Here is a 13,703-nt window from a genome sequence, read left to right as displayed (position 1 = left end):
GTGGAGCACCGCAAACCGTGGATCATCTACGCCAACTTCCTGTCCGAGGTGGCCGTCGACCTGGCGTCCCACGAGGTGCTGGAGCAGTGGGCGGCACAGGCACCGCGCAAGATCTGGCTGGCGCGCCCCGGTGATGTGCTGGTCTCCCCCGTGCCGCTCAGCCTGGACTTCCGGCGTTACGCGGGGGAACTGCTCCGCATGCCGTACGACTCCGTGGCTGTGGTGACCGTACCGGCGACGCCGGGTGTGCCGATGGCGGAGGCGGTACGCCGGGCCGGGCTCATGGACGAACTCCGAGCGCTGATCGCCGAGCGCGCGGGCGCCGGGTTGCTGCCCACTGCACTGGATGTCTCTTCGGTCGCACTCGCCGCGGAGCTGGAGGTGCCGGTCGTCCCGTACGGGCCCGGCGCAGTGGGTACGGGTGCGCTGGACGTGACGTCCCGGCTCAATACGAAGTCCGGCTTCCGTGCGGCCGCCCGTGACCTGGGGATGCGTCTGCCGTCCGGGCAGGTCTGCCGGCGCGACCGGTTGACGCGGACGGTGGCCGAGCTGCTGGCGCGGCACGAACGGGTGGTGGTCAAGCCCGATCGCTCCGCCGGTGGTCACGGGGTGCGGTTCGTCTCTCGCGCCGAGCACGCCGCCGCGTCCTGGGAACGGGACTGGCCGGCCGGCCTCGTCGGTGTCAACGGGGACTGGGTGGTGGAGCAGTGTCTCGACGTGGCCCGGTCGGTCAGCGTGCAGCTGGAGGCGTGCCCCGGCAGTCCCCGGCCGATGTTCAGCGGCGAGATGCGCACCTGCGGCGGCTCCTTCAACGGCTACGTGTCACCTCTCGCCGACATGCCGCAGGACTGCGCGAATGAGCTTGGGCAGTGGGGCCTGGCGCTCGGGCGTCACCTGGCCGGGCAGGGGTACGCCGGCCCGTACGGTCTTGACGCGGTCCTCGCCTCGGACGGCAGGCTGTACGCCACGGAGAGCAACGTCCGCCGGACGGCCACCACCACCCCGCACGCCATGGTCGGCCGGCTCTGCCGGGCCGCCGGGCTGAGCTCTCCGGCATGGCTGATCGCGAACCGGCGGTCCAGAGCCGCGTACGGATTCGCCGACGCCGTGAAGCTCGTGCGGGCAGCAGGGCTGGACTGGAATACGGCCCGTAAGGAGGGGGTGGTCCTCTACGCGGACGTTCCCGCGGACGGCGTGTCCTGGCGGTACGCGGTGATCGGCGCCGATCACCGCAGGACGGCGGACATCGAGGCGCGGCTGGCACGGGTGATGGAGCTGCTGCTCCCGTAGCGAAGGACTTTTCAGCGACAACCCTTGTCCCGGCGTCGGTGGCTGGTGTCGCACCAGGGATACGACCGGCTGCGCCGGCATGTGCACAGCGCCACGGTGAAGCGGTCCGAAGTCGCGCTGGTCCCGTCGTCGAGCAGCACCTCCACGGGGCCCTCCACGAGCACCGGGCCGTCCTTCGTCACGGTGATGCGACGCGGCTTTTCACTGGGGTCGGCGGGCACGGATGATCACCAGCTCTTCCTTCTCCTGGCCGGGAGCGATCAGCCCCTGGTCCTCCAGCCACGTCGCCCGGGAGCGCATGACGGGCCCGAACGGTATCCAGCGCCGGTCTGTGACAGCCGGTTCGAGGCCGGTTCGCGCGAGGCCCTGAAGCGTGAGCTCCGCACCGCATACGGCGGAGTGCACCAGCAGCAGCGCTCCGCCCGGCCGCAGCAGGGCTCCGGCACCGGCGCAGATCCGGTCCACCATGGCGCGGCCGTCGCTGCCCGCGTCCCAGGCGCGTGCCGGTCCGCCGCGCGGCGGGTGGCTCCCGGGGGCGGGCACGTAGGGCGGGTTCGTGACGATGAGGTCGAATCGGCGGCCCGCGGCGGGAGCCAGCAGATCACCGTGGAGCACTTCGACGGTGAGGCGGGCGCGGGCCGCGTTGAGCCGGGCGGCCAGTACGGCGGTCCATGCCCGGTCGACGGCGGTCACCCGGGCTCCGCGGCGCGCGGCGGCAAGGGCGAGCGCTCCGCCGCCCGTCCCGATGTCGAGTACGTCGGCGCCGGGTTTGAGCGGTTCCCGGTCCAGGGCTTCGGCCAGCAGGAAGGTGTCTTCCTGCGGCGGGTAGACACCGGGCGGCACCATGAGCGGGCCGCCCGCGCCGCCTGTGTCACGAGAGAGAGTCGTCATGGACCCCGGGTGCCCCATGAGCCGGAAAGATCACACGGGTGAGGAACATTTCATCACCAATGCCGCGCTCCGATGGCCTGCCCCCGGTATGGGGGCAGGCCATCTGGAGAACAGACCAGTTACGCGGGAGGGAACTCGTCCCGGCCGGCGCCCGCGTCCTGCTGCCGGCTCTGCTCCTGCAGTCGCCGGGCCTTCTCCTGAAGCCTCTGTCGCTCCTGCGGGTCGCTCGCGCGCTCCGCGGCCTCGGACAGCTGCTGGGCCTTGTCGCGCATCTGCTGCGCTCGGCCGCGGGATTCGCCTGAGACACTCATGGGTGACTCCTCGTTCGTAGGGAGAGCGGGCAGATTCAGCGAAACAGGGACCCGCCACGATCGCATGTCGAACCGTCACCCTGTGTCATGCCAACCCCCTCGTTTTCCCGGCGGCTGAGGCGAATCCGGGAGATTCGGCGGCGGTCAGGCCACCCGGTCGGGGACCAGGACGACCTTGCCCGTAACCGTGCCCGACTCGGCAAGCCGCATCGCCTCGGCGGCCCCGGACAGCGGGATTCGGGCGGCGACCTGGGCCTTGATGGTTCCGTCCGCGAGGAGGGCGAAGACCTGGGCGAGGTCCGTGCGAATCCGGGTACGGAAATCGCCGGCCCTCCTCCTCTTCCCGGCCCAGATGTTGAAGAAGTGCGCGCGCCGCGAATTGGGGAGCAGGTTCCACAGGAAGAGCCGCGCGAACAGCTTCAGGACCGGCACCCTGGACGAGCCGGTCACGTCACGCGTGGAGGCGGTGCCGTACGACACGAGCGTGCCGCCGGGAGCGAGCATGCGGAACGAGTCGGCGATGCCGTCGCCACCGACATGGTCGAACACGGCGTCGACGCCGTGCGGCGCCAATTGCCGCAGGCGCGCCGGCAGTTCGGGGTCGCGGTAGTCGACAGGCGTGACCCCCAGATGCCGGAGGGTGTCGTGGTGGCGGGGAGAGGCTGTGCCGATCACCCGCACTCCGGCGTGGCGGGCCAGCTGTACGAGCGTGGAGCCGACCCCGCCGTTCGCGCCGAGCACGAGCACCGTCTGTCCCGCCTTGATCCCGGCGACGCGGTGCAGCATCTGCCAGGCGGTGATGCCGTTGACCACGAGCGTCTCGGCGTCGGCGGACTGGACCGAGTCCGGAACCTCCACCAGGTCGGCGGCTTCCACGACGACATGGCTGGCCCACCCGCCGGTCTTCGTGAGCGCCGCGAACCGGCGTCCCACGAGGTGGGGTTCGGTCCCGGAGCCGACGTCCACGACCCGGCCGACCAGGTCGTACCCGGGCACGAAGGGGAAGGGCGGCTGGTCGTAGTACTTGCCCCGGCGCATCTGCTGCTCGGCGAAGGAAACCCCGGTCGCCTCCATGGCGAGCAGCACCTGGCCATCCCCCGGCACAGGCGCCGGACCGCGTCGCAGCTCGAGCCCCTCGGGCTCCACCGCGCCCGGCAGAACCACTTCGGTCGCCGTGAACTGCTTGGTTGCCTGCGTCCTGGTCATTGCCTCTCCCTGTGCAGTCTGGGCAGTTTTCCCATAGCGCTAAAGTTAGACTCTCTAACGCGAGTGTGCACCTCTTCCTCGCGGCGGTCAAGTACGTCGCCGACGCAATGAATGCGGGCGGAGGTCTCGTGGCTCAAGACCGAGGACCTGGATGGCGGTCAGGTCGCGGGGGTGGCTGTAACGCAAAACAGGCACCGGGTCCCGGGCGACCGGCCCGTCCGGCCGGAGTAGACGCCGCGCACGGCGCCACGGGCCCGCCTCGGCCGATCGGGTGTTCTGCCGGCCGGACCGGTGCCTGACGTGCCCTTTCGGGTACAGCGGCGCACATGACCCGAATCGAGCTCACAAGCGCGGCGTTCAGCGACCACGAGGCGATCCCCCGCCGCCACACCGGGGAAGGGGACGACATCTCGCCTCCCCTCACCTGGTCCGGGGTGCCGGACGGGACCGAGGAGCTGGTCCTGCTCTGCGAGGACCCCGACGCCCCGAGGGGGACGTTCCTGCACTGGCTGGTCACCGGTATCGCCCCGGACAGTTCCGGGGTGGAGGAGGGCGAGGCGCCTCCCGGCGGCCGCGAGTGGCCCAACGGCTTCGGTCGAGTGGGCTGGAGCGGGCCGATGCCTCCGCCGGGTCACGGGCCGCACCGCTATTTCTTCCGGCTGCTCGCCGTGTCCGAGCCGCTGACCCTGCACGGCCAGGTGTCGTCCGACTCCGTGCACCAGGCCCTCAACGGGCGGAAGTTGGCCGAAGGCACACTGGTGGGCACGTATCAGCGCTGACGCGTCCACAACTCGGCGCGGCGCCCTTCCCCCTCAGACGGGCTCGGCGGTCCGCGCCTTGGCGATGAGCATGTCGAGGAGCGAGAGCAGCGCGTCACGGACGTTCTCACGGGAGCGGGCGTCGAGCATGAGGACGGGCGTGTTCGGGTCACGCAGATGCAACGCGGCCCCGATCTCCTCGGCGGTGTACGGCTGTTCGCCGTGGAAGCAGTTCGCACCGACCACGAACGGAAGCCCGCGGTTCTCGAAGAAGTCGACGGCCGGGAAGCTGCGGTCCAGGCGTCGGGTGTCGACCAGCACGATCGCTCCGAGAGCCCCGTTCAGCAGGTCGTCCCACATGAACCAGAAGCGCTCCTGGCCGGGCGTACCGAACAGGTAGAGGACGACTCCGGCGTCGGTGAGGGTGATCCGGCCGAAGTCCATCGCAACGGTGGTCACCGTCTTGGACTCGATGCCGTCGAGGTCGTCGACGCCGACGCCCGCGGCCGTCAGCCGCTCCTCCGTACGCAGTGGCTCGATCTCGGAGACCGTCTCGACCAGCGTCGTCTTGCCGACGCCGAATCCCCCGGCGATCAGGATCTTGACGGGGGCGGCTTCCTCGGCAGGGGAGTCATATTCTGGCAAGGCTGTCCCTGATTCTTTTGAGCAGGTGGACATTGGTGGTCTCGGCCTCCGCCAGGGGCGGCCGGTGGTGGATCAGGCCGCGGTCCGCGAGTTCGCCGAGCAGGACCGTCATCGGAGTGAGGCGCATGTGCATCCGGGCCGCGATCTCGGCGACCGCCCGCCCGTCCGGCGCCGCGCACATGGACAGGATCGCCTGCCACTCGGTGGGCAGGCCACCGTGGGCGTCCGCGGCGACCGCAGCCGTAATCGTGGTGTCCATGGTCAGGACGGTGTACGGAGCGGCTGTACGGCCATCGGTCAGGGCGTACAGCCGCGTCCGGCGGCGGCCTCCGTACCGCGGATCGTCCGGCATTACGGGGTGGGTGCCTGAGTGCGATCCGGGGTGCCCAGCCATTCACCGAGCGCCTGCGCAGTCCGTACCGCCTCGCCGCCCAGCTCCCCCAGCCGCGCCTTGCGGGAGGTCACGACGATGAGCGTGCTGCCCTCCCCGCACCCGACGATGCAGAGATACCTGTCGTCCATCTCGACCAGCTGGCGGATCACCCGGCCGCCGCCGACCTCCCTGGAAATCGCCTTCATCGTGGCCGCGATTCCGGAGGACGCCGCGGCTATACGCTCCGCCTGCGGCCGCTCCAGCAGGTAGGCGCTGAGCTTGATGCCGTCGTTGGACAGCAGGACGGCTCCCTGGATGCCGGCGATCCTGCTCAGGTTGTTGTCCAGGATGCTGTAGATCATGTCGTTCGATGCCGTCGTCATGGCTGTTCCTGTCGGAGCTCTTGTTCGACTGTCTGGGTCCCGTGTTCGTAGTCCGCCCACGCGTCGGCCACCTCTTCAGGTGTCGCCGCGCTGGGACCGACCGCTGGTTCCGGTGCGCGCGGCTCGCGGAGTTCCTGGGCGATATGGGTCTGCGGGACGCGCTCGGGCAGCGCGGGCCGTGCTTCGCCGTCCGGCGCCACGGACCTGACCGGGTGCGCGCCCTCCTTCGACCGCTCATGGCTCCGACGCGTCGGCAGCCCGGACTGCGAATGCAGGACCAGCTCGGGCTTGCGCTCATCGAGGCGCGGTGCGGGGTTCTGGGGCTCGGAGACGGGCGGCGCCGACTCGCGGGGCTCTTCCCGCTCGGTGGGCACGAGCACGTCGTTGGGAAGGATGACGACGGCCGATGTCCCGCCGTACACCGAGCGGCGCAGCATGACCCTGGCCTGGAGCTGGTCGGCGAGGTGGCCGACCACGAAGAGACCCAGCCGGTGCGCGTTCTTCGCCAGTACGGCGTACGGCGGGGCCGAATGCAGCCGCCCGTTCATCTCGTCGTAGGTCGCGGGGGTCACCCGCGGACCGCGGTCCTCGATCTCGACCGACAGCCCGTCAGCCACCGTTTCGGCCCGGATGACGACCTTCGACCTCGGCGGGGAGAACCGGGTGGCGTTGTCCAGCAACTCCGCCAGGAGGTGGCTGATCTGACTGATCGCGCGCGGTTCCACGCTGATCTCGTCCAGGGCCTGCCGCTCGATCCGCCGGAAGTCCTCGACTTCCGCGGCAGCCTCGCGCAGCAGGTCGGCTACGCGCATGGGCTCGGTGTGCGGGTCGGGGATCTCGCCGCCCGCCAGGATGAGCAGGTTCTCGATCTGCCGCCGCATGCCGACCGTCAACTGGTCGGATCGCATCAGCTGGGCGAGGAGCGCTTCGTCGTGACCGAAGGTGTCCTGGAGCTCTTCGGTCAGGCTCAGCTGACGGCTGACCAGGTTTCCGGTGCGTGAGGCTATACCCGCGGCGAACATCCCGAAGCCGTCGCGTTCGTCCGAGAGTTGCCTGTGCCCGTCGACGGACACGGCGACGACTCGGGCGAACGCGTCGCTGATACGTCCGACCTCGTCCTGATCCCCCCAGGCCGTGGGCAGCGCGTCGGCGTCGACGGACTGCCCCCGCTGCAGTCGGGCCACGACATCCGGCAGCGTCTTCTCGGCGATGGTCACTGTGCGCTCGTGCAGTCCGCGCAGGCGGCGGACCACCGTGCGCGTGATGAACACGACGACGCCTGCGACGACCAGCAGCGCTCCGCCGCTTCCCGCGACCAGCCAGGCGACCTCCGCCTCGAGCTCTGCCGCCTTGGCGTCGGCGTGTGCGAGCAGCCCCCGCGCCCGGTCGGCGTTCAGCGCGCCCCACTGAGCCGCCCACTCCTTGTGCGCGGCCTGCCAGCCGCTGACCTCCCTGGGCAGCTTCACACGGAGGCCGATGTCCTCGTGCTCGGACACGACCGCGTGCTCGATGCGGCTCTTGGTCTGCCACGCGTCCGAGCCGTTGATCTGCGCGTAGGGCTCGCTCCCCTCGCCGGACAGATACGGCACGATCGATATGTCGTACAGGTAGCTGTGAGCTCCGACGGCGTTGACAAAGTCGGCGAACCTGGAGGGGGTCAGCTCCCTGGACGGTCCGGCCTGCGCGAGGATCGTGTCCTCCTGCGCCAGGATCTCCGACGCCGAGAACATGGCGACGACCACGCGGCTCTCCTGGTCGAGCTCGCCGTCTTCGATGTGGCTGAACTCGTCCTGGTAGAAGCGGATCATCTGGGTGATCACGCTGGTGTAGTAGGCGACCGTGCTGTCGGGGTTACCGCTGCGGGCGTCCGCGCGCTCGCGATAGGCGCCGAGGTCGTCGAGTCCTTGCGCCACCGCGAGGAGGCGACGGTCCGCCTGCTCGGATCCCGCCGCAGCGGTGGCCGACGAGCGGCGGAACTCGGCCGCGGCCCGGTCCGTGGCCGCACGCCGGTTCCGCAGGTCCCCCTCGGACACGGCAGTGCCCGCCCACCGCGCGGCTGTCATCGTCCGCTCGGCCTGCATCTCGACCATGAGCCTGTACAGGGGTACGCCGATCCGCTCACCGGACGCGACATCGGCGCGCAGGTGCTCCGACTGCTCGAGCAACCGGTCGGCGGTCACGACGACTTGGGCAGCCATCGCCACGGTGGGGACCAGCGCCATCCAGATGAGCAAGGTACGCAGTCGCAGGTTACGCCGCCGACGACTTCTCGATGGGCCTCGTGGGCCTACGGGTTCTATGGGAGACATAAGTCCTCGGGGGCGGGGAGAGCGGGGGCAGGTGGCGGGCAGGCGGGCCCGGCGCAAGCCCGGGGAGGGGGACTGGAGGGCGGCCGGTCCGGCTTCGGTGGGACGTGAGGGATGCAGATCATAACCAGCCACGTCCAGAAATGGAGAGGTTGTTTCAATGATCGATTAGTGGTACCCGCCCAGGGGGTGTGACAGACCAGAGGTCGTATCGATGTTCAACCGATATGCCATCGACGACGACGGGGTGTCGCGTGGGGTTCTCACGGGTCGCCGTCCGGGCCGGCCGCGACCGGAATACCCAGTCGCGGCCGACGAAAAGCCCCGGTCCGGTGAGCAAGTCGGACCGGGACTTCTCGACCGGTGTCGGTCAGCCGGCGACGGGTGGCGGCAAGAGGGCGGCGACCGACACGATCAGGGGATCCAGATCACCGTTGCCTGCCTCGGCGTCGGCGATCAGCCGGGCGCGCATCCGCGGCTCCCAGAAGGCCCGGATGTGCGCGGCGATCTCCTCGGCCGCCGTGGCCGGGTCGCGGTGCCGGAAGTGCAGGGCGATTTCGTTGGCCAGCCGTACATGCGCGGACATCGGTGAATCGGTCATGTCTCACTCCACAACGACAGGGACGGGAACGGACACGGAAGGCGCCGAGGCGGTCTGCTTCAGCGCCACCTGAACCGCCGTCACCTTGTACTCCGGGCAGTTCGTCGCCCAGTCCGAGAGCTCGGTCGTCACCACATTGGCCCCGGTCGTGGGGTGGTGGAAGGTCGTGTAGACGACCCCGACCGGCATCCGGTCGTCGATCCTCGCCCGCAGGCTGGTCTCCCCGACCCGGCTGGCCAGCGCCACCATGTCCCCGTCCCGGATTCCGCGCACCTCGGCGTCGTGCGGGTGCAGCTCCAGTACGTCCTCCGGGTGCCAGACCACATTTCCGGTACGCCGGGTCTGCGCACCGACGTTGTACTGCGACAGGATGCGGCCGGTGGTGAGGATCAGCGGGTACTTGCGGGTGCTGCGCTCCTCGGTCGGCACATAGACGGTGTCCACGAACCTGCCCCTGCCACGGACGAATCCGTCCACGTGCATGATCGGCGTGCCCTCGGGCGCCGCGTCGTTGCACGGCCACTGCACACTGCCGACGCGGTCCAGCTTGTCGAATGACACGCCGGCGAAGGTCGGCGTGGTCATCGCGATCTCGTCCATGATCTGCGCGGCGTTGTCGTACTTCATCGGGTAGCCCATCGCCTGCGCGATCTCGCAGACGATCTGCCACTCGTGCTTGCCGGTCTTCGGCGCCATCACCGGCCGCACCCGGTTGATCCGGCGTTCGGCGTTGGTGAACGTGCCGTCCTTCTCCAGGAAGGAGGTGCCCGGCAGGAAGACATGGGCGAACTTCGAGGTCTCATTGAGGAACAGGTCCTGCACGACCACCAGTTCCAGTGCTGTCAGCGCGGCCGTGACGTGCTGGGTGTTCGGATCCGACTGGGCGATGTCCTCGCCGTGCACGAACAGCGCCCGGAAGGAGCCGTCGATCGCCGAGTCGAACATGTTGGGGATGCGCAGGCCCGGCTCCGACTGCAGGGTCCGGCCCCACAGCGTCTCGAAGACCGTACGCACCGCGTCGTCCGACACGTGCCGGTAGCCCGGCAGTTCGTGCGGAAAGGAGCCCATGTCGCAGGAGCCCTGCACGTTGTTCTGCCCGCGCAGCGGGTTCACTCCGACGCCGTCGCGGCCGATGTTGCCGGTGGCCATGGCGAGGTTGGCCATGCCCATCACCATCGTCGAGCCCTGGCTGTGCTCGGTGACCCCGAGTCCGTAGTAGATCGCCGCGTTGGGGGCGGCGGCGTACAGCCGGGCCGCGGATCGCAGCTCGTCGGCCGGGACACCGGTGATGTCGGCGACCGCCTCGGGGCTGTGCTCGGGGCGCGCGATGAACCGCTCCCATGCCTCGAAGTCCTCGCAGCGCTCCGCGACGAACTCGCGGTCCACCAGGCCCTCGGTGACCACGACGTGCGCGAGGGCGTTGACCAGCGCCACATTGGTGCCGGGCGCCAACTGCAGGTGGTGCGCGGCCTCGATGTGCGGGGAGCGCACCAGGTCGATCCGGCGCGGGTCGGCGACGATGAGCCGGGCGCCCTGCCGCAGCCTGCGCTTCATGCGCGAGGCGAACACCGGGTGCCCGTCGGTCGGGTTGGCGCCGATGACCAGGATGACGTCAGCCTTGGCAACCGACTTGAAGTCCTGGGTGCCGGCCGAGGTGCCGTAGGTCTGCTTGAGGCCGTAGCCGGTCGGCGAGTGGCAGACCCGGGCGCAGGTGTCCACGTTGTTGTTGCCGAAGGCGGCGCGGACCATCTTCTGGACGGCGTACACCTCCTCGTTGGTGCACCGGGAGGACGTGATGCCGCCGATCGCGCTCGCGCCGTGCCGGGCCTGGATGTCGAGCATGCGCCGGGCCACATGGCCGATGGCCTCCTCCCACTCCACCTCCTGCCAGGGGTCGGTGATCCGCTCGCGCACCATCGGCTTCAGCCTGCGGTCGGGGTGGGAGGCGTAGCCGAAGGCGAACCTGCCCTTGACGCACGAGTGGCCCTCGTTGGCCCCGCCGTCCTTGTGCGGGACCATCCGTACGACCTCGTCGCCGCGCAGCTCGGCCTTGAAGGAGCAGCCCACACCGCAGTACGCGCAGGTGGTGATCACGCTGCGGGTCGGCATGCCCAGCTCGACCACCGACTTCTCCTGGAGCGTGGAGGTCGGGCAGGCCTGCACACAGGCGCCGCAGGACACGCAGTCCGACTCCATGAAGCTGCCGCCCGCGCCCGCCGCGACCTTGGAGGCGAAACCCCGGCCCTCGATGGTCAGGGCGAAGGTGCCCTGCACCTCGTCGCAGGCCCGTACGCAGCGGGAGCAGGAGATGCACTTGCTCGCGTCGAAGTCGAAGTACGGGTTGGAGCTGTCGGTGGGCTCGTCGAGGTGGTTCTCGCCGTCGAAGCCGTAGCGGACCTCGCGCAGACCGACGACCCCGGCCATGTCCTGCAGTTCGCAGTCGCCGTTGGCGGGGCAGGTGAGGCAGTCCAGCGGGTGGTCGGAGATGTACAGCTCCATGACGCCCCGGCGCAGTTCGGCCAGCTTCGGCGTCTGGGTGCGTACCTTCATGCCCGCTGCGACCGGCGTGGTGCACGAAGCCGGGGTGCCTTTGCGGCCGTCGATGTCCACCAGGCACAGGCGGCAGGAACCGAAGGGTTCGAGGCTGTCGGTGGCGCAGAGTTTGGGTATGTCGATACCGGCCTCGGAGGCGGCACGCATCACCGAGGTGCCCTCCGGGACCAGCACCTCCTTGCCGTCGATCTCGACGGCCACGGCCGCCTCGCCGGGCCGCGCCGGAGTGCCGTAATCCTGTTCCTTGATCAGGCTCATCGCCTTGCCTCCGTCGTCGTCGCGAAGTCCGTGGGGAAGTGCTCCAGGGCGCTCTTCACCGGCATCGGGGTCAGCCCGCCCATCGCGCACAGCGAGCCTTCGGTCATCAGGTCGCACAGGTCGTTCAGGAGTACGAGGTTGGCCGACCGGTTCTCACCGGCGACGATCTTGTCGATGACCTCGACGCCGCGGGTCGCGCCGACCCGGCAGGGGGTGCACTTGCCGCACGACTCGGCGGCGCAGAACTCCATGGCGAACCGGGCCTGTCCGGCCATGTCCACGGTCTCGTCGAAGACCACTACACCGCCGTGTCCGACCATCGCGCCCGCTGCCGCGAACGCCTCGTAGTCCATGGGAAGTTCGAACCGCGAGGTGGGCAGGTACGCCCCGAGCGGCCCGCCGACCTGGACCGCCCGTACCGGCCGGCCGGACCGGGTCCCGCCGCCGTACCCCTCGACCAACTCGCCGAGCGTGACGCCGAAAGCCGTCTCGACGATGCCGCCCCGGGCGATGTTCCCGCCGAGCTGGAAGACCTGCGTGCCCCGGGAGCGGCCGGTGCCGAGGTCCGCGAAGGCTTTCGCGCCGTCGGCCAGGATCATCGGTACGGAGCCGAGAGTCAGGACGTTGTTGACCACGGTCGGCTTGCCGAACAGGCCTTCCAGCGCCGGGATCGGCGGTTTGGCGCGGACCATGCCGCGCTTGCCCTCCAGGCTCTCCAGCATGGAGGTCTCCTCGCCGCAGATGTACGCCCCGGCGCCGACCCGTACGAAAAGGTCGAAGCGGAGATCCGAGCCGAGGATGTCGCTGCCGAGCCAACCGCGCTCGTACGCCGTCGCGATCGCCGCCCGCAGGGTGGCCACCGCGTCCGGGTACTCCGAGCGCACGTAGATGTAGCCCTCACTGGCGCCGACCGCCAGGGCGGCGATGGTCATTCCCTCGATGAGGGTGAACGGGTCGCCCTCCATCAGCATGCGGTCGGCGAACGTGCCGCTGTCGCCCTCATCGGCGTTGCAGCAGACGAACTTCAGTTCCGACTCCGCCTGTTGGACCGTCTTCCACTTGATGCCGGCCGGGAAGCCGGCTCCGCCGCGCCCGCGCAGCCCGGACTCGGTGACCTCGGCGACGGTCTCCTCCGGAGTGAGCTTCAGGGCGCGCCGCACTCCTTCCAGCCCGCCGTGCGCGATGAAGTCCTCCGCGGAGAGCGGATCCACCACGCCGACCCGGGCGAAGGTGACCCGGGTCTGGTCGCGGAGCCAGTCGATGTCCTCGGTGGGGCCGTGGCACAGTGCATGCCCGGCTCCTTCGAGCATGCCGGCGGCGATCAGGCCGTCGACGTCCTCGGGAGTCACGGGTCCGTACGCGATCCGGCCGGCCGGGGTCGCCACTTCCACCAGCGGCTCCAGCCACAGCATCCCGCGGGATCCGTTACGGATCAGACGCACCGTGCGGCCTGCCGCTGCGGCAGCTTCGGCGATCCGCCCGGCGACCTCGTCGGCGCCCACCGAGCGGGCGGCGGAGTCGCGGGGCACGTAGACCGTCACAGGGTTGCTCATGCGTCCGCCTCCAGCAGGGTGTCCAGGCGCTCCGGGCCGACCCGGCCGTACAGCCGCCCGTCGATCTCGACCGCGGGGCCGGTGGCGCAGTTGCCGAAGCAGAAGACCTGCTCCAGGGTGACCTCCCCGTCGGGGGTGGTCTCGCCGAAGGTGATCCCGAGCCGTTCGCGGGCGCGGTCGGCCACCGTCACCGCGCCCACCGCCTGGCAGGCCTCGGCGCGGCAGATCCGTACGGTCCTGCGGCCCGGCGGGGTCTGACGGAAGTCCTCGTAGAAGGTGACGACGCCGTACACGTCGGCTCTCGACAGGTTGAGTTCGGCGGCCAGGACCGGGATCACCGCCGGATCGACGTACCCCAGTTCTTCCCTGACGGTGTGGAGGATGGGCAACAGCGCACCGCGGTCACCGCGGTGGTCCGCGACGATCGAGCGCACCCGATGCTCCAACGACTCCTCCGGCAACGGCGCCATGACCAGCCCCTTCGATCGCGCGACAGGTGTAGGGGCACTGTCCTGCGGATTTCCGGGCGAGTCCAAGCGTTCTTGGCTATGGGCTGTTAGGCGCCGCCTATCAAC

14 protein-coding genes are annotated in these 13,703 nt (G+C 69.9%); 2 read left to right on the top strand and 12 right to left on the bottom strand.

Annotated features, from left to right (window positions below):
* On the top strand, nucleotides 1–1,290 hold the full coding sequence (locus J7E87_RS05040) for a peptide ligase PGM1-related protein (RefSeq protein ID WP_215090292.1): 1,290 nt from the start codon (nucleotides 1–3) through the stop codon (nucleotides 1,288–1,290).
* An 11-nt stretch (nucleotides 1,291–1,301) separates the two neighbouring features.
* On the opposite strand, the gene J7E87_RS05035 is transcribed toward J7E87_RS05040, so the two are convergent.
* From J7E87_RS05035 to J7E87_RS05020, 4 genes are all read right to left on the bottom strand, one after another.
* Nucleotides 1,302–1,511 carry a CDGSH iron-sulfur domain-containing protein gene (locus J7E87_RS05035; protein ID WP_215090290.1) on the bottom strand — a complete coding sequence of 70 codons (210 nt, stop codon included), beginning with the start codon at nucleotides 1,509–1,511 and terminating at the stop codon, nucleotides 1,302–1,304.
* A complete protein-coding gene (locus tag J7E87_RS05030) occupies nucleotides 1,492–2,181 on the bottom strand; it encodes a HemK2/MTQ2 family protein methyltransferase (protein WP_215090288.1) in 690 nt (229 codons plus the stop codon). The genes J7E87_RS05035 and J7E87_RS05030 overlap by 20 nt, the downstream gene beginning before the upstream one ends.
* A gap of 119 nt (nucleotides 2,182–2,300) precedes the next feature.
* Nucleotides 2,301–2,492: a DUF6381 family protein gene (locus J7E87_RS05025; protein ID WP_215090286.1), complete on the bottom strand. Its 192-nt coding sequence runs from the start codon at nucleotides 2,490–2,492 to the stop codon at nucleotides 2,301–2,303.
* 144 nt (nucleotides 2,493–2,636) lie between these two features.
* The gene (locus tag J7E87_RS05020) at nucleotides 2,637–3,698 is read right to left on the bottom strand and encodes a medium chain dehydrogenase/reductase family protein (protein ID WP_215090284.1); all 1,062 of its coding nucleotides are present in this window, start codon (nucleotides 3,696–3,698) and stop codon (nucleotides 2,637–2,639) included.
* A gap of 326 nt (nucleotides 3,699–4,024) precedes the next feature.
* On the opposite strand from J7E87_RS05020, the gene J7E87_RS05015 reads away from it, so the two are divergent.
* Entirely contained in the window at nucleotides 4,025–4,477 is a 453-nt protein-coding gene (locus J7E87_RS05015; protein WP_215090282.1) for a YbhB/YbcL family Raf kinase inhibitor-like protein, read from the top strand.
* Between the two features lie 33 nt (nucleotides 4,478–4,510).
* Here the strand turns inward: J7E87_RS05015 and J7E87_RS05010 are convergent, their stop codons facing one another.
* The 8 genes from J7E87_RS05010 to J7E87_RS04975 form a co-directional block, all read right to left on the bottom strand.
* Nucleotides 4,511–5,134, bottom strand: a complete 624-nt coding sequence (locus J7E87_RS05010; protein WP_215090280.1) for an ATP/GTP-binding protein — start codon at nucleotides 5,132–5,134, stop codon at nucleotides 4,511–4,513.
* Nucleotides 5,088–5,453, bottom strand: coding sequence for a DUF742 domain-containing protein (locus tag J7E87_RS05005; RefSeq protein ID WP_251016965.1), 366 nt, complete (start codon nucleotides 5,451–5,453; stop codon nucleotides 5,088–5,090). The genes J7E87_RS05010 and J7E87_RS05005 overlap by 47 nt, the downstream gene beginning before the upstream one ends.
* A complete protein-coding gene (locus J7E87_RS05000; RefSeq protein ID WP_215090277.1) occupies nucleotides 5,453–5,857 on the bottom strand; it encodes a roadblock/LC7 domain-containing protein in 405 nt (134 codons plus the stop codon). The genes J7E87_RS05005 and J7E87_RS05000 overlap by 1 nt, the downstream gene beginning before the upstream one ends.
* Complete coding sequence (locus J7E87_RS04995) at nucleotides 5,854–8,091, bottom strand: nitrate- and nitrite sensing domain-containing protein (RefSeq protein WP_251016964.1); 2,238 nt, start codon at nucleotides 8,089–8,091, stop codon at nucleotides 5,854–5,856. Before J7E87_RS04995 ends, J7E87_RS05000 begins: the two co-directional genes overlap by 4 nt.
* 442 nt (nucleotides 8,092–8,533) lie before the next feature.
* The gene (locus tag J7E87_RS04990) at nucleotides 8,534–8,764 is read right to left on the bottom strand and encodes a formate dehydrogenase subunit delta (protein WP_251016963.1); all 231 of its coding nucleotides are present in this window, start codon (nucleotides 8,762–8,764) and stop codon (nucleotides 8,534–8,536) included.
* 3 nt (nucleotides 8,765–8,767) lie between these two features.
* Nucleotides 8,768–11,575, bottom strand: a complete 2,808-nt coding sequence (fdhF, locus tag J7E87_RS04985) for a formate dehydrogenase subunit alpha (protein WP_215090274.1) — start codon at nucleotides 11,573–11,575, stop codon at nucleotides 8,768–8,770.
* Nucleotides 11,572–13,128 carry an NADH-quinone oxidoreductase subunit NuoF gene (locus tag J7E87_RS04980; protein ID WP_215090272.1) on the bottom strand — a complete coding sequence of 519 codons (1,557 nt, stop codon included), beginning with the start codon at nucleotides 13,126–13,128 and terminating at the stop codon, nucleotides 11,572–11,574. The genes fdhF and J7E87_RS04980 overlap by 4 nt, the downstream gene beginning before the upstream one ends.
* Complete coding sequence (locus tag J7E87_RS04975) at nucleotides 13,125–13,598, bottom strand: formate dehydrogenase subunit gamma (RefSeq protein WP_215090270.1); 474 nt, start codon at nucleotides 13,596–13,598, stop codon at nucleotides 13,125–13,127. Before J7E87_RS04975 ends, J7E87_RS04980 begins: the two co-directional genes overlap by 4 nt.
* Nucleotides 13,599–13,703: the final 105 nt, after the last annotated feature.

The organism is Streptomyces sp. ISL-1, assembly GCF_018614585.1.
In the GTDB taxonomy this organism is placed as follows: domain Bacteria; phylum Actinomycetota; class Actinomycetes; order Streptomycetales; family Streptomycetaceae; genus Streptomyces; species Streptomyces maoxianensis.
This window is presented reverse-complemented; position numbering and strand designations above follow the sequence as displayed.

What these genes read in the sequence shown, in the direction of transcription:
- J7E87_RS05030 (WP_215090288.1), bottom strand. Translation starts at nt 2,181, where the DNA reads ATGACGACTCTCTCTCGTGACACAGGCGGCGCGGGCGGCCCGCTCATG.
- J7E87_RS05025 (WP_215090286.1), bottom strand. Translation starts at nt 2,492, where the DNA reads ATGAGTGTCTCAGGCGAATCCCGCGGCCGAGCGCAGCAGATGCGCGAC.
- J7E87_RS05020 (WP_215090284.1), bottom strand. Translation starts at nt 3,698, where the DNA reads ATGACCAGGACGCAGGCAACCAAGCAGTTCACGGCGACCGAAGTGGTT.
- J7E87_RS05015 (WP_215090282.1), top strand. Translation starts at nt 4,025, where the DNA reads ATGACCCGAATCGAGCTCACAAGCGCGGCGTTCAGCGACCACGAGGCG.
- J7E87_RS05010 (WP_215090280.1), bottom strand. Translation starts at nt 5,134, where the DNA reads ATGTCCACCTGCTCAAAAGAATCAGGGACAGCCTTGCCAGAATATGAC.
- J7E87_RS05005 (WP_251016965.1), bottom strand. Translation starts at nt 5,453, where the DNA reads ATGCCGGACGATCCGCGGTACGGAGGCCGCCGCCGGACGCGGCTGTAC.
- J7E87_RS05000 (WP_215090277.1), bottom strand. Translation starts at nt 5,857, where the DNA reads ATGACGACGGCATCGAACGACATGATCTACAGCATCCTGGACAACAAC.
- J7E87_RS04990 (WP_251016963.1), bottom strand. Translation starts at nt 8,764, where the DNA reads ATGACCGATTCACCGATGTCCGCGCATGTACGGCTGGCCAACGAAATC.
- fdhF (WP_215090274.1), bottom strand. Translation starts at nt 11,575, where the DNA reads ATGAGCCTGATCAAGGAACAGGATTACGGCACTCCGGCGCGGCCCGGC.
- J7E87_RS04980 (WP_215090272.1), bottom strand. Translation starts at nt 13,128, where the DNA reads ATGAGCAACCCTGTGACGGTCTACGTGCCCCGCGACTCCGCCGCCCGC.
- J7E87_RS04975 (WP_215090270.1), bottom strand. Translation starts at nt 13,598, where the DNA reads ATGGCGCCGTTGCCGGAGGAGTCGTTGGAGCATCGGGTGCGCTCGATC.